Origin of the sequence: Pseudomonas sp. P42 (assembly GCF_017973755.1) — a bacterium.
GTDB classification, from domain to species: Bacteria; Pseudomonadota; Gammaproteobacteria; order Pseudomonadales; family Pseudomonadaceae; genus Aquipseudomonas; species Aquipseudomonas iridis.
Map to the genome: position 1 here is coordinate 225448 of NZ_JACOPU010000001.1, position 22694 is coordinate 248141.

The 22694-nt window shown below is 60.3% G+C and carries 21 protein-coding genes; 11 read left to right on the top strand and 10 right to left on the bottom strand.

The features are described 5' to 3' along the window. Window positions 1-4 precede the first annotated feature (4 nt). The 6 genes from pcaH to pcaC all read left to right on the top strand — a co-directional run bounded on the left by pcaH (window position 5) and on the right by pcaC (window position 5350). Window positions 5-709 (top strand): protocatechuate 3,4-dioxygenase subunit beta, encoded by a 705-nt coding sequence (gene pcaH, locus H8B20_RS01105; RefSeq protein ID WP_042558007.1) that lies wholly within the window; start codon window positions 5-7, stop codon window positions 707-709. A 1-nt stretch (window position 710) separates the two neighbouring features. After that, window positions 711-1277 (top strand): protocatechuate 3,4-dioxygenase subunit alpha, encoded by a 567-nt coding sequence (gene pcaG / locus H8B20_RS01110; RefSeq protein ID WP_047300034.1) that lies wholly within the window; start codon window positions 711-713, stop codon window positions 1275-1277. A gap of 160 nt (window positions 1278-1437) precedes the next feature. Next, complete coding sequence (locus tag H8B20_RS01115) at window positions 1438-2733, top strand: MFS family transporter (protein ID WP_042558009.1); 1296 nt, start codon at window positions 1438-1440, stop codon at window positions 2731-2733. 46 nt (window positions 2734-2779) lie between these two features. Next, on the top strand, window positions 2780-4144 hold the full coding sequence (locus H8B20_RS01120; protein ID WP_210622124.1) for a 3-carboxy-cis,cis-muconate cycloisomerase: 1365 nt from the start codon (window positions 2780-2782) through the stop codon (window positions 4142-4144). A gap of 11 nt (window positions 4145-4155) precedes the next feature. Beyond that, complete coding sequence (gene pcaD, locus H8B20_RS01125) at window positions 4156-4947, top strand: 3-oxoadipate enol-lactonase (protein ID WP_210622125.1); 792 nt, start codon at window positions 4156-4158, stop codon at window positions 4945-4947. Between the two features lie 10 nt (window positions 4948-4957). Next, window positions 4958-5350, top strand: coding sequence for a 4-carboxymuconolactone decarboxylase (gene pcaC, locus H8B20_RS01130; protein WP_007917093.1), 393 nt, complete (start codon window positions 4958-4960; stop codon window positions 5348-5350). A 95-nt stretch (window positions 5351-5445) separates the two neighbouring features. On the opposite strand, the gene H8B20_RS01135 is transcribed toward pcaC, so the two are convergent. From H8B20_RS01135 to emhA, 5 genes are all read right to left on the bottom strand, one after another. Next, a complete protein-coding gene (locus tag H8B20_RS01135) occupies window positions 5446-6252 on the bottom strand; it encodes a methyltransferase domain-containing protein (protein WP_210622126.1) in 807 nt (268 codons plus the stop codon). A gap of 274 nt (window positions 6253-6526) precedes the next feature. Next, the gene (locus tag H8B20_RS01140) at window positions 6527-7786 is read right to left on the bottom strand and encodes an OprD family porin (protein WP_210622127.1); all 1260 of its coding nucleotides are present in this window, start codon (window positions 7784-7786) and stop codon (window positions 6527-6529) included. 370 nt (window positions 7787-8156) lie between these two features. Further along, a complete protein-coding gene (emhC, locus tag H8B20_RS01145) occupies window positions 8157-9617 on the bottom strand; it encodes an AdeC/AdeK/OprM family multidrug efflux complex outer membrane factor (protein WP_210622128.1) in 1461 nt (486 codons plus the stop codon). After that, entirely contained in the window at window positions 9614-12778 is a 3165-nt protein-coding gene (gene emhB, locus H8B20_RS01150) for an efflux RND transporter permease subunit (RefSeq protein WP_210622129.1), read from the bottom strand. Before emhB ends, emhC begins: the two co-directional genes overlap by 4 nt. Window positions 12779-12781: 3 nt before the next feature. Beyond that, window positions 12782-13939: an efflux RND transporter periplasmic adaptor subunit EmhA gene (emhA, locus tag H8B20_RS01155; protein ID WP_042558017.1), complete on the bottom strand. Its 1158-nt coding sequence runs from the start codon at window positions 13937-13939 to the stop codon at window positions 12782-12784. A gap of 268 nt (window positions 13940-14207) precedes the next feature. Between emhA and emhR the strand changes: the two genes are divergently transcribed. Continuing rightward, window positions 14208-14840: a TetR family transcriptional regulator gene (gene emhR, locus H8B20_RS01160; protein WP_210622130.1), complete on the top strand. Its 633-nt coding sequence runs from the start codon at window positions 14208-14210 to the stop codon at window positions 14838-14840. Window positions 14841-15106: 266 nt separating this feature from the next. On the opposite strand, the gene H8B20_RS01165 is transcribed toward emhR, so the two are convergent. From H8B20_RS01165 to H8B20_RS01175, 3 genes are read right to left on the bottom strand one after another with little or no spacing between them, the layout of a single operon-like run. Further along, window positions 15107-16156 carry an alkene reductase gene (locus H8B20_RS01165; protein WP_042558019.1) on the bottom strand — a complete coding sequence of 350 codons (1050 nt, stop codon included), beginning with the start codon at window positions 16154-16156 and terminating at the stop codon, window positions 15107-15109. Window positions 16157-16187: 31 nt separating this feature from the next. Beyond that, the gene (locus H8B20_RS01170; RefSeq protein ID WP_210622131.1) at window positions 16188-17354 is read right to left on the bottom strand and encodes an MFS transporter; all 1167 of its coding nucleotides are present in this window, start codon (window positions 17352-17354) and stop codon (window positions 16188-16190) included. 34 nt (window positions 17355-17388) lie between these two features. Continuing rightward, entirely contained in the window at window positions 17389-17691 is a 303-nt protein-coding gene (locus tag H8B20_RS01175) for an ArsR/SmtB family transcription factor (protein ID WP_016771327.1), read from the bottom strand. Between the two features lie 169 nt (window positions 17692-17860). Here H8B20_RS01175 and H8B20_RS01180 point away from each other — a divergent pair, with 169 nt between their 5' ends. Then, on the top strand, window positions 17861-18439 hold the full coding sequence (locus H8B20_RS01180; RefSeq protein ID WP_210622132.1) for an acyl carrier protein phosphodiesterase: 579 nt from the start codon (window positions 17861-17863) through the stop codon (window positions 18437-18439). 124 nt (window positions 18440-18563) lie between these two features. Here the strand turns inward: H8B20_RS01180 and H8B20_RS01185 are convergent, their stop codons facing one another. After that, entirely contained in the window at window positions 18564-19355 is a 792-nt protein-coding gene (locus H8B20_RS01185) for a lysophospholipid acyltransferase family protein (RefSeq protein ID WP_042558022.1), read from the bottom strand. After that, window positions 19355-20110 carry an L-ornithine N(alpha)-acyltransferase gene (olsB, locus tag H8B20_RS01190; RefSeq protein ID WP_210622133.1) on the bottom strand — a complete coding sequence of 252 codons (756 nt, stop codon included), beginning with the start codon at window positions 20108-20110 and terminating at the stop codon, window positions 19355-19357. Before olsB ends, H8B20_RS01185 begins: the two co-directional genes overlap by 1 nt. 153 nt (window positions 20111-20263) lie before the next feature. Between olsB and H8B20_RS01195 the strand changes: the two genes are divergently transcribed. The 3 genes from H8B20_RS01195 to H8B20_RS01205 all read left to right on the top strand — a co-directional run bounded on the left by H8B20_RS01195 (window position 20264) and on the right by H8B20_RS01205 (window position 22692). Then, the gene (locus H8B20_RS01195; protein WP_210622134.1) at window positions 20264-21142 is read left to right on the top strand and encodes an acyl-CoA dehydrogenase middle domain-containing protein; all 879 of its coding nucleotides are present in this window, start codon (window positions 20264-20266) and stop codon (window positions 21140-21142) included. Between the two features lie 180 nt (window positions 21143-21322). Then, window positions 21323-22396, top strand: a complete 1074-nt coding sequence (locus H8B20_RS01200) for a serine hydrolase domain-containing protein (protein WP_210622135.1) — start codon at window positions 21323-21325, stop codon at window positions 22394-22396. Continuing rightward, complete coding sequence (locus tag H8B20_RS01205) at window positions 22393-22692, top strand: amidase (protein WP_210622136.1); 300 nt, start codon at window positions 22393-22395, stop codon at window positions 22690-22692. Before H8B20_RS01200 ends, H8B20_RS01205 begins: the two co-directional genes overlap by 4 nt. Window positions 22693-22694: the final 2 nt, after the last annotated feature.

Sequence of the window (22694 nt, forward strand, 5' to 3'; positions counted from 1 at the left end):
CGAAATGTCTGACAAGCCTGGTTACCGTCGCCCGCAGGAAGGCACCCAGCCTGAGTACCTGCACCCGACGTATCAATCCACCAATCTGCGCTCGCCGTCCAAGCCGTTGGTGTTTCTGCCGCATTCGCTGTCGGAAATCACCGGTCCGACCATCGGCGCCGAGCGTGTTGCCGAGAAGGACAACGACCTGACCGCCCAACACGACGGCGAGCCGCAGGGCGAGCGCATCATCATCCATGGCCGTGTGCTCGACGAAAACGGCTTGCCGGTGCCGGGGATTCTGGTGGAGATCTGGCAGGCCAACGCCGCCGGCCGTTACAACCACAAGCGCGATCTGCACGACGCGCCGCTGGACCCGAACTTCACCGGCACCGGCCGCACCGTGACCGATGCCGACGGCTGGTATCAGTTCCAGACCATCAAGCCTGGCGCCTATCCGTGGGGCAACCATCACAATGCCTGGCGGCCGGCGCACATCCACTTTTCGCTGTTCGGGCCGAGCATTCTCACCCGACTCGTCACGCAGATGTATTTCCCCGGCGATCCGCTGCTGGCCTATGACCCGATCTACAACTGCGTGCCAGATACGTCGGCCAAGGAACGTCTGATCGCCAGTTTCGATCTGGAGAAAACCATTCCGTCCTACGCCCTCGGTTATCGCTGGGACATCGTGCTGCGCGGGCGTGAAGCCACGCCGATGGAGAAATAAGATGACGCTGACTGCGACCACGTCCCACACCGTCGGGCCGTATTACCACATCGGCCTGACCTGGCTGAACCGCGAAAACCTCGCCAATGAACAAACCCTCGGCGAGCGCGTGGCGATCACCGGTCAAGTGGTGGACGGCAACGGCGATGTCGTCAACGACGCCATGCTTGAAGTGTGGCAGGCGAATGCCGCTGGCAAGTACGACCACCCGGAAGACGAGCAGGCCAAACCCCTCGATCCGCATTTCGAAGGGTTTGGCCGGGTGCCGGTGGATGCGCAGGGGCGCTTCCGTTTCACCACGATCAAACCGGGTACGGTTGAGGGCCTGAAGGGCTCGACCCAGGCGCCGCATCTGGTGGTGCTGGTGTTTGCACGCGGGTTGGTGAAGCACTTGCTGACGCGGATCTACTTTGAGGGTGAGCCGGCCAACGTTGCTGATCCGCTGCTCGAATGCGTGCCGGCCGAACGTCGTGCGACGTTGCTGGCCAAACCGGATGCGTCGGGGGTTTATCAGTGGAATGTGATTTTGCAGGGCACTGATGCCGAGACGGTGTTCTTCGATTATTGAGATCAAGAGCAAAAGATCGCAGCCTTAGGCAGCTCCTGCATTTGGAATGTGCTTTCTGTAGGAACTGCCGAAGGCTGCGATCTTTTGATGTTCCAGCTTGTGGAACGGGACTGTTGCAAAGTGTGTCTAGACTCTGACTGTCCCTATTGAGTGAAAAATAATGACAACCCAGACCGCCCATTACACCGGCGAAGAGCGCAGCAAGCGCATCTTCGCGATTGTCGGCGCTTCGTCCGGCAACCTCGTCGAATGGTTCGACTTCTACGTCTACGCCTTCTGCGCGATCTATTTCGCCCCGGCGTTTTTCCCCTCCGACAATCCCACCGTACAACTGGTCAACACCGCTGGCGTGTTCGCCGCAGGCTTCCTGATGCGGCCGATTGGCGGCTGGATTTTTGGCCGGGTGGCGGACAAGCACGGCCGCAAGAACTCGATGCTGATCTCGATTCTGATGATGTGCTTCGGTTCGTTGCTCATCGCCTGCCTGCCGACTTACAAGGACATCGGCGTCTGGGCGCCGGTGCTGTTGCTGTTCGCACGTCTGCTGCAAGGCCTGTCGGTCGGCGGCGAGTACGGCACCACCGCGACCTACATGAGCGAAGTTGCGCTCAAGGGCCAGCGCGGTTTTTTTGCCTCGTTCCAGTACGTGACGCTGATCGGCGGGCAATTGCTGGCGGTGTCGCTGGTGGTGGTGCTGCAACAGTTCCTCACTGAAGACGACCTGCGTGCCTACGGCTGGCGGATTCCGTTTGTGGTCGGTGCGGTGGCGGCGCTGATTTCGCTGTTCCTGCGCCGTTCGCTGAAAGAAACCACCAGCAAGGAAATGCGCGAAAACAAGGACGCCGGCAGCATCCGCGCATTGTTCCGCGATCACAAAGCCGCGTTCATCACCGTGCTTGGCTACACCGCCGGTGGTTCGCTGATTTTCTACACGTTCACCACGTACATGCAGAAATACCTGGTGAACACCGCCGGCATGCACGCCAAGACCGCGAGCTACATCATGACCGGCGCGCTGTTCCTTTATATGTGCATGCAGCCGCTGTTCGGCATGCTCGCCGACAAGATCGGCCGACGCAGTTCGATGCTCTGGTTCGGCGCCCTCGGTACGTTGTTCACGGTGCCGATCTTGCTCAGTCTGAAGGTTGTCAGCAGTCCGTTCCTGGCGTTCGTGCTGATCACCGTGGCGCTGGCCATCGTCAGTTTCTACACCTCGATCAGTGGTCTGGTGAAAGCCGAAATGTTCCCGCCGGAAGTCCGCGCCCTCGGCGTCGGCCTGGCGTATGCGGTGGCGAACGCGATCTTCGGTGGTTCGGCGGAATTCGTTGCGCTGAGCCTCAAGGCTGGCGGCATGGAAAACGTCTTCTATTGGTATGTCACGGCGATGATGGCGGTGGCCTTCCTGTTCAGCCTGCGGTTGCCGAAGCAGGCGAAATATTTGCACCACGATCTGTAACCCCATGTGCGCGGGCCGCGATGGCCCGCGCCGGCAAGGACTGTTTATGACTCAGCGACCGGGCGATCAATTGTTCGATGCCTACTTCACCGCCCGCGATATGCGCGAGGTGTTCTGCGATCAGGGCCGCGTGCAGGCGATGCTCGACGTCGAAGCGGCGCTGGCTCGGGCCGAGGCGCGGGTGGGTTTGATTCCGGCGAGCGCTGTTGCGCCCATCGAGAATGCCTGTCGCGCCGACCGCTATGACTTCGCAGCGCTGGGCGAGGCGATTGCCACGGCGGGCAATTCGGCGATTCCACTGGTCAAGGCGTTGGGCAAGCAGATTGCCGCAACCGACGCCGAGGCCGAGCGGTATGTGCATCTGGGCGCGACCAGTCAGGACGTGATGGATACCGGGTTGGTCCTGCAATTGCGTCAGGCGCTGGATCTGATCGAAAGCGATCTGGCGCAACTGGCCGATTCTCTTGCTGCGCAGGCTCAGCGCCACGCGGCAACGCCAATGGCCGGGCGCACGTGGTTGCAACACGCGACACCGGTGACTCTGGGCATGAAAATCGCCGGATGGCTCGGCGCCGTGACCCGCAGCCGCCAGCGTTTGCGCGAGCTGAAACCCCGTTTGCTGGTGCTGCAATTCGGCGGAGCGTCGGGCACCCTCGCGGCATTGGGCGAACAAGCATTGCCGATTGCCCAGGCCTTGGCCGAAGAACTGCAACTGACCTTGCCGGAACAGCCGTGGCACACCCAGCGTGATCGCGTGGTGGAGTTCGGTGCGGTACTGGGTTTGATCGCCGGCAGCCTCGGCAAACTTGGCCGCGACATCAGTCTGTTGATGCAGACCGAGGCGGCGGAGGTTTTCGAGCCTTCGGCACCGGGCAAGGGCGGTTCGTCAACCATGCCGCACAAGCGCAATCCGGTCGGCGCCGCCGTGTTGATCGGCGCCGCCACGCGAGTGCCGGGGCTGGTGTCGACGTTGTTTAGCGCCATGCCGCAGGAGCACGAGCGCAGCCTCGGTCTGTGGCATGCCGAATGGGAAACCTTGCCGGAAATCTGCTGCCTCGTCTCGGGCTCACTGCAACAGGCGCGCCTGTTGGCTGATGGCCTGGAGGTAGACGCCGCACGCATGGCGCGCAACCTCGATCTGACCCAAGGGCTGGTGCTGGCCGAAGCGGTGAGCATCGTGCTCGCACAACGGGTTGGCCGCGACACGGCGCATCACTTGCTCGAACAATGCTGCAAACGTGCCGTGGCCGAACAGCGCCAGTTGCGCGCCGTGCTCGGTGACGAACCGCAGGTCACTGCGCAATTGAGCAGCGCTGAACTGGATAATCTCTTGAACCCCGCCCATTACCTCGGTCAGGCGCAGGTCTGGGTCGAGCGAGCGGTGGCCGAACACAACGCTTTGACTGTCTGAAGGAGAGGGCTGTGGCTTTCGTTCAACTCGCCGATGGCGAACTGCACTATCAAATTCAAGGCCCGGTCGATGCGCCGGTGCTGGTGCTGTCCAACTCTCTGGGCACCGACCTGCACATGTGGGACGTGCAGATGCCGGCATTCACCGAGCACTTTCGCGTGCTGCGTTTCGACACCCGCGGGCACGGCAAGTCGTTGGTGACGCCGGGGCCGTACAGCATCGAGCAACTGGGCCACGACGTGCTCGGGCTGCTGGATGCGCTGCACATCGAGCGCGCGCATTTCTGCGGGTTATCGATGGGCGGGTTGATCGGTCAGTGGTTGGGGATCAATGCCGGGCATCGGCTGCACAAACTGATCGTGTGCAACACGGCAGCGAAAATCGGCGATCCGTCAGTGTGGAACCCGCGCATTGAAACCGTCCTGCGTGACGGTGCTCCAGCAATGGTTGCGCTGCGCGATGCGTCGATTGCCCGCTGGTTTACCCCTAACTTTTCCCAAGCCCATCCGGCGGCGGCCAAGCAGATTACCGACATGCTCGCGGCGACTTCGCCAGAAGGTTATGCGGCCAATTGCGCGGCGGTGCGTGATGCCGATTTCCGCGATCAACTGGCGTCGATCAACCTGCCGCTACTGGTGATCGCCGGTACCGAAGATGCGGTAACGCCGCCGTCCGGTGGCCACTTCATTCAGGAGCATGTGCGCGGTGCCGAGTACGCCGAGTTCTACGCGGCGCATCTTTCAAACGTGCAGGCAGGTATCGCTTTCAGCGATCGCGTTTTGACGTTTTTACAGGCTCAGTGAGGAAGTTTTTGTGGACGAGAAACAACGTTACGACGAAGGCATGCAGGTCCGCCGCGCAGTGTTGGGCGACGCGCATGTCGATCGCAGCCTGACCACACTGACCGAGTTCAACTCGGAATTTCAGGAGATGATCACCCGCCACGCCTGGGGCGACATCTGGACCCGCCCAGGTTTGCCTCGGCATACCCGCAGCCTGATCACCATCGCCATGCTGATCGGCATGAACCGCGAGGGCGAACTGAAACTGCACCTGCGCGCGGCGGCCAATAACGGCGTGAGTCGTGGCGAGATCAAGGAAGTGATCATGCAGAGCGCGATCTACTGCGGGATTCCAGCGGCGAACGCGACTTTTCATCTGGCTGAGTCGGTCTGGGATGAGCTGGGCGTTGAATCCCGGGAGTGATTGTCTGGTTTGAAAAGATCGCAGCCTTCGGCGGCTCCTACAGGGGATTGCATTGCATATTGTAGGAGCTGCCGAAGGCTGCGATCTTTTGATCTTCAGACTGTGGCCACAATGAATATTCGCTTGAACGGAAACAGCGTGTGCCCGTTTTCCTCCTGCGGATAATGCGCATGCACCCGCATCAGAAAGTGATAAATGAAGCGCGCCTGTTCCTGCGACGTCAGCGCCTGCATCACCGGCCTTAGCGCCGAAACTTTTATCCAGTCATACACCGGCGACTTGCCGTCAACCACCTGTAATTGCTCGGTCTCCCAGATGTCCAGCGACGCGGTCAGCGGTGCGAGCAAACGGTAGTAATCCTCAAGTGACAGCAAGGGCCGCGCGGCCATGCGCTGACGCAGTTGCGGTGTGCCCAGTGGCGTGTTGCCGGGGCCGGCATCGGCGAGGGTGTCGAGCATCAGTCGATACCACAATGCATCGCGCCAGTCCGGCATGTGCGCCGCCAGGCACCCTCCATCATTGAGCAGACCCAGCAGGTTCGGCAGTAAGGTTTCATGACCGTTGATGAAATGCAGAACCGCCGCTGCGAAGAGCAGGTCAGCAGGTTGTTCGGGTCGCCAGTCGAGCACGTCGCAGTGTTGCCACGATGCGTTGATCGGCAGGCAGCTGGCTTGTTCAAGCATTTGCTGCGAGCTGTCGATTCCCTGCAGTTGTGCGTTTGGCCAGCGCTCGGCCAACAACCGAGTGGCAATGCCCGTGCCGCAACCAAGGTCGTAAATACGCTGTGGGGTTTGCAGGTCGACACGGTCGAGCAATTCGTTGGCCGGGCGTTGCCTGAGACGGGAAAACTGCTGGTAAGCCTTGGCATCCCAGTCGGGTGCCGTTTTGAGTCGAGCGATCATGAGGTGGTCCTCCGGTGATCAGCAGTGTCTTGCGTGACAACTTGGCTCAAGTCTTGGGGACCAACTACAACAGATAACGGAAGTGGGTAGGGTTGTACGCCTGAGTCCTTCAGGTTTTTCAACTCTACTCGCCAGCAAAGAAAGCTCCACCCGACCTGACGGGTGGCGTCCTGATGCGGTTTTTTTTGTAGGCGCTGCGGCACGCTGCGATCTTTTGATCTTGTTTTTCAGGATCAAAAGATCGCAGCATGCCGCCGCTCCTGACGAGGCGAGGTTAGAGCAAACTGATCGGATAGCTGACGATCAACCGGTTCTCATCAAACTCGTTATTGCTGAAATCCCGGCGCATGGTCGAATTGCGCCATCTGACGTTCAGGTCCTTGAGCGTGCCGCTCTGCACGGTGTAGCCCAGTTCCGATTCGCGGCCCCACTCCTTGCCGTCGGTGATGGTCCCGGTGTGTACGTTATCGCCGCTGATGTAGCGGTTCATCAGCGTCAGGCCGGGGACGCCGAGGGCGACGAAGTTGTAGTCGTGGCGGACCTGCCAGGAACGTTCCTGCGCATTGTCGTAGCTGGCGTTGTAGCTGTCGTTGGCCAGGGTGCCGCCGCTGGTGCCGTTGACGCGCATCCACGCGCTGTCGCCGGTGAGTTTTTGCAGGCCGACATAGAAGGTGCTGCCGCCATATTTTGCCGAGAACAATGCGGACCAGGTCTTGTTGTCGAGATCCCCGGCGCGCGCGCTGCCGTCGTCTTTGCCGTAGAAAAAACCGAGGTTGGCGCCCAGGGTCCATTCGCCCAGTGGCTGGCTGTGGATCAGATTGATGTATTGCTGGCTGTAGATGTCCTTGAGCTCGGCATTCCACAGACCGATCTGCGTGCGTTTTTCGTTGAAAGCGTATTCACCACCCTGGAAGTTGAAGCGATCAGAGGTGAACGCCGCTTTGCCGGTCATCGACATGTCGCTCATGCTGCTGTCGTCGCGCGGGCTGTTGGCGCGGAACTGGCCGCCGTACAGGGTCAGGCCGTCGATTTCTTTCGACGTGATCTGGCCGCCGCGGAAGGTTTGCGGCAGCGAGCGACCGTCGTCCGAACGCAGGATCGGCAGTACCGGCATCCATTCGCCGACCTTCACTTCGGTCTGCGACAGCTTCGCCTTGAACGCGACGTTGGTGCGGCCGAAGTTGTCCGCCGGGCGACCGTCATGATCCAGCGGCAACAGTTGCGTGCCGCCAGTGCCTTTGCCGCCATCGAGCTTCAGCGAATACAGCCCGAGCACGTCCATGCCGAAGCCGACGGTGCCTTGGGTGAAGCCGGATCTGGCGTCGAGGATGAAGCTTTGCGTCCACTCTTCAGCCCTGCCCTGAGCCTTGGTCGGGTTGGTGAAGTTGCGGTTGATGTAGAAGTTGCGCAGGTTCAGATTGACCTTGGCCCCTTCGACAAAACCGGCTTCTTCAGCCGCAACGGGCAAAGCCGCGCAAGCCAGTGCCAGGGCGATCAGGCCGGGGAATGCGTACGGCGCAGTTGGGTGGGTCATTGCAGTTTCTCTTGTTATTTTTTTGGGGCGAACGGAGTCCGGTGCCGGCGCTTTTCGCGGCGGGCATTGGCTTGCAGATTTCGGAATAAGCGGCAGTGATCAGCCGGACAGGGCAGGGCGCGGGGGCATGGTGTCGAACCTGATGTTATTGGTTTTGTGGGATGAATGGTGCGGGGCGCGGAGGCGGTGTTTCAATTGGGGAAAGCGGTTTTTGGGCGATTATCGAACGCAAGATTGAGCCGGGTTTTGCGATGCAGGTGATGGCCTTATCGCTGGCTTGCCAGCGATAGCAACCGCCCAGACAACACAACTTTCTGGCAGGCAACAAAAAGCCCACCAATAAGGTGGGCTCTTTGTGTTCAGCAGATGATCAGAACAACTTCATCTTCGGTGCTTCTTCTTTCTGTGGTTCGTTTTGCGCCGTCTGCGCATTCCAGCCACCACCCAATGCCTTGTACAGGTTGACCGCACTGGTCAGCTGCGCGAGGCGGTCGGTGATCAGCGCTTGTTGGGCGCTGAACAGCTGACGCTGGGCATCGAGGAAGGTCAGGTTGCTGTCGACACCGATGCGGTAACGACGCTCGGCCAGGCGGTAGTAATCCTGGTTGGCCTGTACGAAATCACGCTGCGCCTGCAATTGCTCGGTGTAGGTCTGGCGTGCGGCCAGGCCATCGGCGACTTCCTGGAAGGCCGTTTGAATGGACTTCTCGTAGTTCGCCACGCCAATGTCTTTCTGGATCTTGGCGTAGTCGAGGCTGGCGCGCAGGCTGCCGGCGTTGAAGATCGGCAGGTTGATCTGCGGCTGGAACAGCCACGTCCCCGAACCACCCTTGAACAGACCGGACAGGTCCGGGCTCAGGGTGCCCGCGTTGGCGGTCAGGCTGATGCTCGGGAAGAACGCTGCGCGGGCGGCGCCGATGTTGGCGTTGGCGGCCTTCAGGTTGTACTCGGCCTGAAGGATGTCCGGACGACGTTGCAGCAGGTCCGATGGCAGGCCCGGCGGTACGTCGCTGAGCAGGTCATCGGCCAGCGGTTTGGCCGTTTGCAGATTGGCCGGGATACCGGTGCCAAGCAGCAGGGTCAGGCTGTTTTCGTCCTGAGCGACCTGGCGGGTGTAACGCGCCAGTTGCGCCCGGGCGTTTTCCACCGAGGTGCGCGACTGCGCCAGATCCAGCGCCGAAGCCACACCGACTTCATTGCTGCGACTGGTCAGCTTGTAGCTTTCTTCGAAGGCACCGAGGGTGTCCTGAGTCAGCTTGAGCAGTTCCTTGTCGGCCTGCCAGGTCAGATAGGCGTTGGCGACGCTGGCGACCAGACTGATCTGGGTGCTGCGACGCGCTTCTTCAGTGGCGAAGTATTGTTGCAACGCTTGTTCGCTCAGGCTGCGCACCCGACCGAACAGGTCGAGTTCGTAGGCGCTGATGCCGACGGTGGCGGAGTACGAACTGCTGATCATCGACTCGCCGGTCTGCGACGCGCGCGCCGGCAGACGCTGACGGCTGCCGCTGCCATTGGCCGAAACCGCCGGGAACAGGTCGGCACGTTGAATGCGGTATTGAGCCGCATAAGCGTCGATGTTCAGTGCCGCGACACGCAGGTCGCGGTTGTTTTCCAGCGAAACCTGGATCAGCTGTTGCAGGGCCGGGTCATGGAAAAACTGCTTCCAGCCCTGCTCGGCAGCGGCTTGCGCCGGTGCCTGGGCCGGCGAGTACGCCGGCCCCTGCGGGTATTGGCCTGCGACCGGGGCCTCAGGCTGCTGATAGTCAGGTATCAGCGAGCAACCGCTCAGCACGAAGGCGGCGACTGCGAGGGAGAGTAGCGACTTGCTCATTGGCCAGCCTCTTTAGGAGTTTCTATGGCGTCATCCTTGTCGGCATTTTTACGCTGACCAATGGAAGACACGGTGACGAAGAACAGTGGAACCCAGAAGATCGCCAGGATCGTGGCCGTCAGCATACCGCCAATCACGCCAGTACCGATTGCATGCTGGCTGCCCGAACCGGCACCGGTCGAGATTGCCAACGGTACAACACCGAGCACGAAGGCCAGCGAAGTCATGATGATCGGTCGCAGACGCATGCGGCAGGCTTCAATCGCCGCTTCGCGCAAACTGCGCCCTTGCTCATGCAGTTCCTTGGCGAACTCGACAATCAGAATGGCGTTTTTCGCCGCCAGACCAATGGTTGTCAACAAGCCCACCTGGAAGTACACGTCGTTGGACAGACCGCGCAGGCTGGTGGCCATCAACGCACCGATGATCCCCAGTGGAACCACGAGCATGACCGCGATCGGAATCGACCAGCTTTCATACAGCGCCGCCAGGCACAGGAACACCATCAGCAGCGACAAGGCGTACAACGCTGGTGCTTGCGAACCGGACAGACGTTCTTCATAGGACAGACCGGTCCAGGAGATACCGACACCTGAAGGAAGTTTCTTGGCAATCGCTTCGACTTCCGCCATGGCCTCACCGGTGGAGTAACCCGGCGCCGGAGCACCCAGCACTTCTACCGCTTCCACACCGTTATAGCGTGCCAGCTTAGGCGAGCCGTAGATCCACTCGCCTTTGGCGAATGCGGAGAACGGAACCATGGTGCCGGAGGCGTTGCGCACATACCACTTCTTCAAGTCTTCCGGGCTCATGCGCGAGTCCGGCTGGCCTTGTATGTACACTTTCTTCACTCGACCACGGTCGATGAAGTCGTTGACGTAGCTACTACCCAACGCAATCGACAAGGTGTTGTTGATGTCGTTGATGGTAACGCCCAGGGCGCTGGCCTTCTCGTCATCGATTTCCAGCTGGAACTGCGGCTCGTCGTTCAAGCCATTCGGACGCACCTGGGTCAGGACTTTGCTCTGCGCCGCCATGCCAAGGAACTGGTTGCGTGCTGCCATCAGTTTTTCGTGACCGATACCGGCCCGGTCTTGCAGGAACACGTCGAAACCCGTGGCGTTACCCAACTCCAGTACTGCGGGTGGTGCGAAGGCAAACACCATCGCGTCGCGGAAACTGAAGAAGTGCTGTTGAGCACGGGCGGCCAGTTTGAACACGCTGTTATCAGCGTCTCGTTCGCCCCACGGCTTGAGCATGATGAACGCCATACCCGAGCTCTGGCCACGACCGGCGAAGTTGAAGCCGGTTACGGTGAACACCGAAGCCACCGCGTCAGCCTCACCGCCATCCTTGTTCGGACGCAGCAGGTATTCACGCATTTCATCCACGACCACCTGAGTGCGCTCTGCACTGGAGCCCGCCGGCGTCTGCACCTGGGCGAACAGAACGCCTTGGTCTTCTTCCGGCAGGAACGCGGTTGGAATGCGAGTGAATAGCCAGATCATGCCGACGACGATCAGCAGGTAAGCCAGCAAGTACGGCGCCTTGCGGGTCAGCATGTTGCCGACACCGCGTTCGTAGCTCCGCACGCCGCGGTCGAAGTTGCGGTTGAACCAGCCAAAGAAACCTTTCTTCGGCGTACCGTGCTCGCCTTTCGGAATCGGCTTGAGCATGGTCGCGCAGAGCGCCGGGGTGAAGATCAGGGCAACCAGTACCGAAAGGGCCATGGCCGAAACGATTGTGATCGAGAACTGCTTGTAGATCACACCCGTGGAACCGCTGAAGAACGCCATCGGCAGCAGTACCGCCGACAGTACGAGCGCGATACCGACCAGTGCGCCCTGGATCTGGCCCATGGACTTTTTGGTCGCTTCCTTGGGCGACAAGCCTTCCTCGCTCATCACCCGCTCGACGTTTTCCACCACAACGATGGCGTCGTCCACCAGCAAGCCGATGGCCAGCACCATACCGAACATGGTCAGGGTGTTGATGCTGAAACCGGCGGCGGCGAGGATGCCGAATGTACCGAGCAGTACCACCGGCACCGTCATGGTCGTAATGACCGTGGCGCGGAAGTTCTGCAGGAACAGGAACATCACCAGGAACACCAGCACCACTGCTTCGATCAGCGTGTGAACCACACCCTTGATCGATTCAGTCACTACCGGAGTGGTGTCGTACGGGAATACCACTTCCATGCCTTGCGGGAAGAATGGTTTCAGTCCGTCGATGGTGGTGCGCAAGGCCTTGGCCGTGTCGAGGGCGTTGGCACCGTTGGCCAGTTTTACCGCCAGGCCGGATGCCGGACTGCCGTTGAACTGGGCGCTGATCGCATAGTTCTCACCACCCAGGCCCACACTGGCGACGTCTTTGAGGCGGACCTGCGAGCCGTCCTTGTTGACCTTGAGCAGAATCTCTTTGAACTGCTCGGCGGTCTGCAGACGGGTCTTGCCGATGATGGTCGCGTTAAGCTGCTGGCCCTGTACGGCCGGCAAACCGCCGAGCTGACCGGACGACACCTGAACGTTCTGCGCCGCAATCGCGGTTTTGACGTCGACCGGGGTCAGGTTGAAGTTGTTCAACTTGGCCGGATCGAGCCAGATGCGCATTGCGTACTGGGCACCGAAGACCTGGAAGTCGCCGACACCCGCCGTACGGGAGATCGGGTCCTGCATGTTCGACACGATGTAGTTGGACAGGTCGTCCTTGCTCATGCTGCCGTCACGCGAGACCACGCCGATCACCAGCAGGAAGTTCTTCACTGCCTTGGTTACGCGGATACCTTGTTGCTGCACTTCCTGCGGCAACAGCGGGGTGGCCAGGTTCAGCTTGTTCTGAACCTGTACCTGCGCGGTGTCGGAGTTGGTGCCTTGCTCGAAGGTCGCAGTGATGGTCATGCTGCCGTCGGAGTTACTTTCCGAGGACACATAACGCAAGTTGTCGATACCGTTGAGCTGTTGTTCGATCACCTGGACCACGGTGTCCTGCACGGTTTGCGCCGAGGCGCCCGGGTAGGTCACGGAGATCGCAATGGCCGGTGGCGCAATGCTCGGGTACTGGTTGATCGGCAACTTCAGGATCGAAAGTGCCCCGACCAACATGATCACCAGGGCAATTACCCAGGCGAAAATCGGACGGTCGATGAAGAATTTTGACATGGGTTACTCCCCTTTGCCGCCGGCGGCTTTATCAGCTGCCTGTGCGGGGGCCGGGTTCTTTACTCCGACGTTGGTCGCTTCACTGGCTTTTACTTCGACACCAGGTTTGACGTATTGCAGACCTTCGGTGATCAGACGATCGCCCGCTTTCAGGCCATCTTCGATCAGCCACTGGCTGCCTACGGTGCGGCTGGCCTTGAGCTGACGCAGTTCAACCTTGTTGTCCGGGCCGACAACCAGTGCGGTCGGGGTGCCTTTGAGGTCGCGGGTCACGCCTTGCTGTGGCGCGAGGATCGCGGCGCTGTTCACGCCGGCCTGCAACTGGGCGTGGACGAACATGCCTGGCAGCAAGGTGTGATCAGGGTTCGGGAACACGGCACGCAGGGTCACGGAACCGGTGGTCTGGTCAACCGAGACTTCGGAAAATTCCAGCTTGCCGTCGAGCTTGTATTGGCTGCCGTCCTCGAGGGTCAGCTTGACTGCGGCGGCATTGTCGCCGGCCTTTTGCAGGCGACCACTTTCCAGCTCGCGACGCAGTTCCAGCATTTCAACCGAGGATTGAGTAACGTCGACGTAGATCGGATCGAGCTGCTGGATCACAGCCATCGCGTCGGTCTGGCCGTTGTTGACCAGCGCACCTTCGGTGACCGAAGAGCGACCGATGCGACCGGAAATCGGCGCGTAGACCTTGGTGTAGCGCACGTTGATCTGTGCGGTCTGCAAGGACGCTTCCGATTCCATGCGGTTGGCCACGGCAGTGTCGTATTCCTGACGGCTCACGGCTTGCTCATCGACCAATTGCTTATAGCGGTCGGAGATCGACTTGGTCGAACGCAGGTTGGCTTCGGCGCTTTTCAGGGTCGCTTCATAAACCGACGGGTCGATCTGATACAGCTGCTGGCCGGCTTTGACATCGCCGCCTTCCTTGAACAGACGCTTGAGAATGATGCCGTTGACCTGTGGTCGCACTTCAGCGATGCGGAACGCACTGGTGCGGCCCGGCAGCTCGGAGGTGAGGGTAAACGCTTGTGGTTGCAGGGTGACGACGCCGACCTGAGGAGGCGGAGCGGCCGGTGCCGCTTCTTCCTTTTTACATCCGCTGAGCAGCGATGCCAGGGCGACGGCAGTGACCAGAGCGGTAACAGCTGGCTTGAATTGCATGAAGATCCTCGGGTCAGGCGCGCAAAAAACGCACAAGAAGTGTGGAAGGGTAAAAAAATACTATCGGGTGGATAAGTAGCTTGCTAAGTAATATACTTACGTTCATGGTTGTTTGTAAACACCTTGGCCACGTACCCACCCTGTTACAAAAGTCGTTGCAAGGTTTGAAATTGTAGGCTGGGGAGCCGATTCAAGAGAGATCGACCCCCTCTTTGTTCAGCGGATGTTCAATCCATCCCTGAAATATCCTGTTTGAGGTTTTACTGCCATGGTCCGTCGTACCAAAGAAGAAGCTCAGGAAACGCGAAGCCAGATTCTCGAAGCGGCAGAGAAAGCGTTCTATGAACGGGGCGTGGCCCGCACGACTTTGGCGGATATCGCGACAATGGCCGGCGTCACGCGCGGCGCCATTTACTGGCATTTCAGCAACAAGGCCGATCTGGTGCAGGCCATGCTCGACAGCTTGCATGAGCCGCTGGATGAATTGGCCAAAGCCAGTGAAAGCGAAGATGAACTCGACCCGTTGGGCTGCATGCGCAAATTGTTGATTCATTTGTTTCATCAAGTTGCGCTGGATCCGCAGACCCGTCGCATCAACGAAATTCTGTTTCATAAGTGCGAGTTCACCGATGAAATGTGCGATCTGCGCCAGCAGCGCCGGACGGCCAGTCTCGATTGCAATCTGCGTATCGGGTTGACCCTGCGTAATGCGGTGAATCGCGGCCAGTTGCCGGAAGATCTCGACACTGTCCGTGCGGCCATCAGCATTCATGCCTATATCGATGGCCTCCTCTATGGGTGGCTATTGGCTCCGGACAGCTTCGAGTTGCACGCCGAAGCCGAGCGTTGGGTCGACACAGGGATGGACATGCTGCGGCTGAGCCCCAGCCTGCGCAAATGAACAATCTGTAATTGGCACAGCTTATGTCAGTTGGCCTGCTTTTATACAGATTTGTGGCGCGCAGTTTACAGGGAGTGAATGACGGATTTTGTAGGGTTTTTGTGTCGAGCGTGTGAACGAGTGTGAGGCGCTGGCCCTAACCCTCTCCCTCGGGAGAGGGCTGGGGTCAGGGGCCAGGTATCACGCCGCGCAATCAATCTCCAGGTGGACACAAAAAAGCCCCCGACTTTTACTGGTCGGGGGCTTTTGCGTTTCTGCGTCAAGGCTTACAGCGTTGGATAGTCGATGTAGCCAACCGGGCCTTTAGCGTAGAACGTTTCCGGGTGTGGCTCGTTCAGCGGCGCATCGGCTTTCAAGCGCGCTGGCAGATCCGGGTTGGCAATGAACGGTACACCGAACGCCACGGCGTCAGCCTTGCCGCTGGCCAGCCATGCGTTGGCGCTGTCCTTGGTGAAGCGTTCGTTGGCGATGTACGGGCCGCCGAAGGCTTCCTTGAGTTGCGGGCCGAGGCTGTCGGCGCCTTCTTTCTCGCGGGAGCAGATGAAGGCGATGCCACGCTTGCCCAGCTCACGTGCCACGTAGGTGAAGGTTTCAGCCAGATTGTCGTCGCCCATGTCGTGGGAATCAGCACGTGGTGCCAGGTGCACGCCGACACGACCGGCGCCCCAGACTTCGATGGCCGCGTCAGTCACTTCCAGCAGCAAGCGGGCACGGTTTTCCAGGGAGCCGCCGTAGTTGTCGGTGCGCTGGTTGGTGCTGCTTTGCAGGAACTGGTCGAGCAGGTAACCGTTGGCGCCGTGGATTTCCACGCCATCAAAACCGGCCGCCTTGGCGTTCTCGGCACCGGTGCGGTAAGCGTCGACGATCTCGGCGATTTCAGCGGTTTCCAGTGCGCGCGGGGTTGGGTAGTCGGCCATTGGACGCACCAGGCTGACGTGACCTTTGGGCTGGATAGCGCTCGGTGCGACTGGCGCTTCACCGTTCAAATACGAAGGGTGAGAGATCCGGCCCACGTGCCACAGTTGCAGGAAGATCTTGCCGCCGGCGGCGTGAATGGCTTTGGTCACGTTGGTCCAGCCACGCACCTGATCGTTCGACCAGATGCCCGGGGTGTCCGGATAGCCGACGCCCATCGGGGTCACCGAAGTGGCTTCGCTGAGAATCAGGCCGGCGGAGGCGCGTTGTACGTAGTACTCGGCCATCAGCGCGTTTGGCACACGGCCTTCGTCAGCGCGGCAGCGGGTCAGCGGGGCCATGATGATGCGGTTGGCCAGCTCGATGTCGCCCAGTTTGATCGGATCGAAAATAGTTGCCATGAAATACAACCCTCTTGGTTTAAGTGGTTAATCAGTGAGTCGCAGGGGCCAGTTCGGCATTGCCGTTCTGACGGAAAGTAATCAAGGTCACCAGCAGGGCAAGCACTGCCAGGGCAGCGGCGGCCAAAGGCACGCTGGTCAGGCCGAAGCCGTGGGCGATGACACTGCCGCCGACCCAGGCGCCGAGGGCGTTACCGACGTTGAACGCGCCGATGTTCAGGGTCGAGACCAGGTTCGGTGCAGCTTTGCCGAAGGTCACTACGTTGATTTGCAGTGCCGGTACGGCTGCGAATGAAGCAGTGGCCCAGAGGAACAAGGTGATTTCAGTCGGGATCAGCGCGACGCTGGTCCAGCTCAACACCGTGGAAATCACCGCCATCGCCACGAACACGCCAATCAGGGTGGCAGCGAGGCGTTTGTCTGCGAGCTTGCCGCCGATGATGTTGCCGACGGTAAGACCGAGACCGATCAACAGCAGCGTCCAGGTCACGCCTTTTGGCGAGACGCCAGTGACATCGCCGAGCAGCGGGGCGACGTAGGTGAAGAGGGTGAACATCGAGGCAGCGAACAGAGCGGTCATGCTCAGCGACAGCCAGATACCGGCGCCTTTGAGGGCGGCGAGTTCGGCGCGCATATCGAGCTTTTCTTCGTCACGTTTGGCCGGCAGGAAGCGGATCAGGCCGATCAGCGCGATCACACCGATCACGGTCACTGCCCAGAAGGTCGAACGCCAGCCGGCCTCCTGACCCAATGCGGTGCCCAGCGGCACGCCGAGGACGTTGGCCAGGGTCAAACCGGTAAACATCAGGGCGACTGCCGAAGCGCGTTTGTTCGGCGCCACCAGACCTGCCGCCACCACCGAACCGATACCGAAGAACGCACCGTGGCACAGCGCGGTGACGACACGGGCGAACATCAGCACGTTGTAGTCGCTGGCCATCGCACAGAGCAGGTTGCCGACAATGAAGACGCCCATCAGCGCGACGAGTGCAGCCTTGCGCGGCAATTTGGCGGTGGCCAGTGCCATGAACGGCGCACCGATGGCCACGCCCAGGGCGTAGCCGGTCACCAGCCAGCCGGCGCCGGGAATCGACACACCGAGGTCGGCCGCCACATCGGGCAGCAGGCCCATGATGACGAATTCGGTGGTGCCGATGGCGAAGGCGCTCAAGGCGAGTATGAGTAGCGAGAGGGGCATCGTTGTTTCCTTGTGGGCTGGCTGACGTTAAGGGTCAGAGCTCTTTACTGAGTGTGCTGAGGAACGCCTGAATCACGTCCTCGTTACGTTTGAAAAAGTGCCATTGACCGGCCTTCTGGCTGCTGATCAGTCCGGCGCGTTGCAGGGTCGCCAAATGGGCGGACACGGTTGATTGCGACAGACCGCAGCGTTGATCGATCTGCCCGGCGCAAATGCCGTACTCGTGGTTGTGCAACTGTTCAGGGAATTCGCCTTTCGGGTCTTTCAGCCAGTTGAGGATGTCTCGCCGTACTGGGTGTGCCAGGGCTTTTATTATTTCGTCGAGGTCAAGGTTCATGGCAGGGTGCTCGGTGTGTAAAACGCTATATCGCGATGAGGCGAACTTTAAATCGCTACTTCGCGATATACCAATATGATTTTGATCTGACGACCGCACAAATCGGTATATCGGGTTATAACGATACGCAGGGTGTATTGGAACGAGGGCGCGGTGCTAAGCTGCGCCCATGAACTATCTCGCACATTTGCATCTCGGTGGCCAGCGCCCCGACCAATTACTCGGCAGTCTGTATGGCGATTTCGTCAAAGGCCGGCTGCAAGGGCAGTTTGCCCCGGAGGTCGAGGCGGGGATTCAACTGCATCGACGGATTGACGTGTTCACAGATCGCCACCCGCTGGTGGACGTCGCGCTGGGGCGGTTTTCCGATACCCGTCGGCGTTATGCCGGGATCGTCCTTGATGTCTTTTTCGACCACTGTCTGGCGCGGGACTGGCGGTTGTATGCGGATCAACCGCTGGCGCAGTTCACCGCTGACGTTTATCGAGTGTTGTCCCGTGAACCGCAATTGCCCGAGCGCCTGGCGAAGATTGCGCCGCACATGGTCGCCAATGACTGGTTGGGCTCGTATCAGGAGTTTGAAGTGCTTGATCAGGTGCTGCGCGGGATCTCCCGGCGATTGAGCCGGCCAGAGGAACTGGCGCGGGCGATGCAGGAATTGCGGCGGTTGTATGAGCCGCTGAGTGAAGACTTCCGACTTTTCTACCCGCAACTCCAGGACTTCGCCCAGTCTCCAGCAACCCCCTGAATCCCTGTGGGAGCTGGCTTGCCAGCGATGGCGTCAGCACATTCAACATTCGTGTCGGCTGGTCTATCGCTATCGCTGGCAAGCCAGCTCCCACAGGGGCGAGGGTGATTTCTGGATTTGTATTTCAGGCGGCGATTGCCGGGCGCATTGGGGATTGTCGGGTTTCCGGAATCGATCCAAACAACACCTTCTGCACCGCCTGCTGCGCTTCAAACGCCAGCGCCGCACGTTCCCGCCCCTCGCAGGCGATCGGCTTGAGCAGGTGCACTTCGACATCGCCGCAATCATTGCTGAACAGACGCATCAGGTGCGACAGCAGATCATCGTCACCAATGAACGGTGCCAACGTATCGACTTCGCCGTCACGCAGATAACGGATCGCCACCGGTTGCAGCATCACCTCTGAATCAATCGCCGCCGACAGCAAGCGACCGTGAAAGGTGCGCAGTGAACGGCCATCGGTGGTCGTGCCTTCCGGGAACATCAGCAGTGAATGATCGGTTTGCAGGTGCCGGGTCATCTGTTTGCGGATCAACTGGCTGTCGCCCGAGCCACGACGGATAAACAGGCTGCCAGCCTTGGCTGCGAGCCAACCCGCGACCGGCCAGGTGCGCACTTCGGCCTTGGACAGAAACGATAGCGGTGTGAGCATGCCCAGCAGCGGAATATCGGTCCACGACACATGATTGCTGACCCACAACATCGGCTGCTTTGGCAGTTCACCGTGGACGGTCATGCGAAAGGGCAGGGCATTGCTCAGACGCGCCATGAAAAAGCGCGACCAGCGCTGGCGACGTTCCATCGAGTGCGCCAGGCCAATCCTCTCGAACACGCCGAACAGACTGGCCATGGTCAATCCCAGCGATACCACCAGCAGCACTCGCGCGATCCGCGCGTAAACCCGCAACCGGCTCATCACACGGCCGCCTTGAAGTGCTTGGCGTAGCGCGGGCAGAGTTCGTCGCGCTTGAGCAGGATGAACACGTCGGCGACCTGGAAGTCTTCGTCCCAGCACGGCTCGCCGCAGATCTTCGCGCCCAGGCGCATATAAGCCTTGAGCAGCGGCGGCATTTCGGCGATCACGTTCGACGGAATGTCGAGGGTTGGCAGCGGTTTTTTCGGCTCGGCACGCAAGTTTTCGGTGCACAGATAACGTTCGCGCAGACGCTGCATGATCGCGTGAGCCTGTACGCCACCGTCCTGCATCGGGATGCTCGCGCACCCCATCAAATAGCTGTAGCCGCCCTCGTTCAACACTTCGGCCAATTCACCCCACAGCACTGCAATCGTCCCGCCGTTGCGGTAGGCCGGGTCGACGCAGGTGCGGCCGATTTCCAGGATCGGGCCTTGCAGATGGGCGAGGCCATGCAGGCTGAATTCTTCTTCGCTGTAGAACTTGCCAAGGCTGCTGGCGGCGGTGTGATCGAGCAATCGCGTGGTCGCCACCAGGCTACCAGTGTTCAGGTCACGCACGCCGATGTGGCTGCAGTGAACATCATAATCATCCATGTCCAGACCCAGTTCCGCGCCTTTCAGTTTGGCGTTGAACTCGCCGCTGAAGACGCTGAATCGCAGGGCCTGGGCTTGCTGCAAGGCCTCGGCGCCGATCAGGCGTTCGGCTTGCAGACGGCGTTCATTGCCGGTGTCGCTGATGCGGGCGATCTGAGTCATTTGAATCTCCGTACGGGCCTTGAACCCGTCATGGGTTGCAGCCGATCGACTTTCTTTATGCAGCCGTGTTGTGCAAAGTCAGGCTATGTAGCCCCGGTGTCATCGCCATGAACCTTTGGTGATGCTTATATGACAGCCCACAAGGAGCCTCTTATGCCCTGGCCAGATCTGTTGCAAAGCCGTGAACGATTGCCCGCCGTTGCTGACCTGGCCGAGGGTTTTGCGACGTTGTTGCAGCAGTTGGGCAACGTCACGCCGTTCGAATTGGCGGTGGCGGGCGGGCGGCGGATGGCGACGCCAGGGCTGGCGTTTCTGGTCGGTTATCAAGCGGCATTGCGCATGTTGTGGCCGAGCGCACCGCTGAGCCTCGGCGCGTTGTGTGCGACCGAACAGCGCAGCCTGCGTCCGGCCGACATGCAAACGCGGCTGACGGATTTGCGCTTGAGTGGCGCCAAGGATTTCGTTACCGCCGGCGATGCGGCGGACTGGCTGCTGATCGCCGCACGCAGTGAAGAGGCCGGCGCAACGCCGCGCCTGAGTCTGGCAGTGGTGTATCCCGGTGAGCCCGGTGTGACGGTGGAAAAACTGCCGGCTCTGCCGTTGATGCCCGACATCAGCCATGGCCGGCTGCATCTCGATGGTGCTCTGTGCGAGTTGCTCGCGGGGGATGGCTGGGATGCTTACGTCAAACCGTTTCGCACGCTGGAAGATGTCTACGTGCTGAGCGCGATGACCGCCTGGTTTTACGGTGTCGGGCAGGACAGCGACTGGCCACAGACGCTGCAACTGCGCTTGCTGGCGCTGCTGGCCGGGTGTGCGGAGATGAGTCGACAGCCGCCGAACAATCCGGCGGGGCATGTGTTGCTCGGTGGGTTGTTTGCGCAGTTTGATGCGCTCAAGACCGAGCTTGACCAAGCGTTAAGCGAAGGTGATCCGGAATGGGCGCAGATGTGGCAGCGTGATCAGGCGGTGATGCAGTTGGCCTCCGGTGCCCGAGCCAAGCGCCTGGTCAAGGCTTTGGCGGTGATCTGACGGGCCCCATCGCTGGCAAGCCCGCTCCCACAGAATTGTGTGATTGCCACAGATTGTCTGTACACCATTCACCCTGTCGGAGCTGGCTTGCCAGCGATGACGGCCTGATGAACAGCCAGGATCGCCAATTTGTCATGAGCCCCGACTACGCTCAGCAGGTTCTCCCCAAGAGCCCTCACCATGTTCAAAGGCCTGTCGCTGTTTCTGCTGCTGATCAGCTTCACCGTTCAGGCCGAATCATGGCCCGGCGAACAATGGCCGGTTGGTCCGCAGATCACAGCGGTTGAGGATCTTCAGGCCTACGCCTTCCCACCCCGCGACGACACCACTCGCCAAGGCATCCGCACCGATGCCCTGTTGGTCATCCGCGATGGCCAGATCATCTACGAACGCTACGCCGGCCCGACTAACGCGCAAACCCCACACCTGACCTGGTCGATCAGCAAAAGTCTGATGGCTGCGGTGCTTGGCGTTGCCTACGGTGAAGGCCTGTTCAAGCTCGATGATCCAGCCGTGAAGTTCTACCCGGCGCTGGAAAAACATCCGGCGATCACTATTGCCGATCTGCTGCATTGGGCCTCGGGCATCGACTGGCAGGAAGACTATGAATACGCCCCGCTGAAATCCTCGGTGGTGGCGATGCTCTACACCCGTGGTCACCAGGACATGGCGCGATTCACCGCCGATCACCACAGCTACGCCGTACCGGGGCAGGCATTCCGTTACTCCAGTGGCGACAGCAATCTGCTGGCGGCCGCGTTGAAATCCATCGTCGGCCCACAGCGATATCCGGATTATCCATGGACTGCTTTGTTCGAGCCTTTGGGCATTCGCAGCGCGGTGTGGGAAACCGATGCCAACGGTACGTTTGTCGCATCGTCCTATGCCTACCTGACCGCTCGGGATCTGGCGCGTGTCGGTGTGTTGATGGTCCGCGGCGGACGCTGGAATGATCTGCAATTGCTGCCCAAGGAATGGCTCACCTTCAACCTGCAACCCTTCGCCGGCTACAAGGCCGATCAGGATGAAGCTGTGCCCGGCGGCCACTGGTGGCTCAACCGCCCGGCGGATGGCGAGCCATCGCCGTGGTCCGACGCACCGCCCGATACCTTCGCCGCGCTGGGGCATTGGGGCCAGGCGCTGTACGTCATCCCCAGCGAAAAACTGGTGATCGTGCGCTACGCCGATGACCGCGATGGCAGTTACCGCCACAACGAACTGCTCAAGCGTGTGCTTGCGGCGGTGCGGCCGTGAAGCGGTTCTTGCTGCTGGTATTGCTCGTCGTGCTGCTCGGCTGGATCGGCTATGCGCGCGAAAACCTCTGGGCCTTCCCGGACATCATCAGCGCCTACACAGCGAAGGAATACTGTTCGTGCCGCTACGTCATGAACAACGACGCCGAATATTGCCGCGGCTATGTGAAGCAGTGGCTGCCAACCAGCGGCTTCAGCGATGACGTCGATAGCAAAACCATCACCGTCAGCGGCATGGGCCGCAGCAACAGCGCGCAATGGTTGAGTGAGCGCCAGGGCTGCCGCCTCAATCCCTGAAA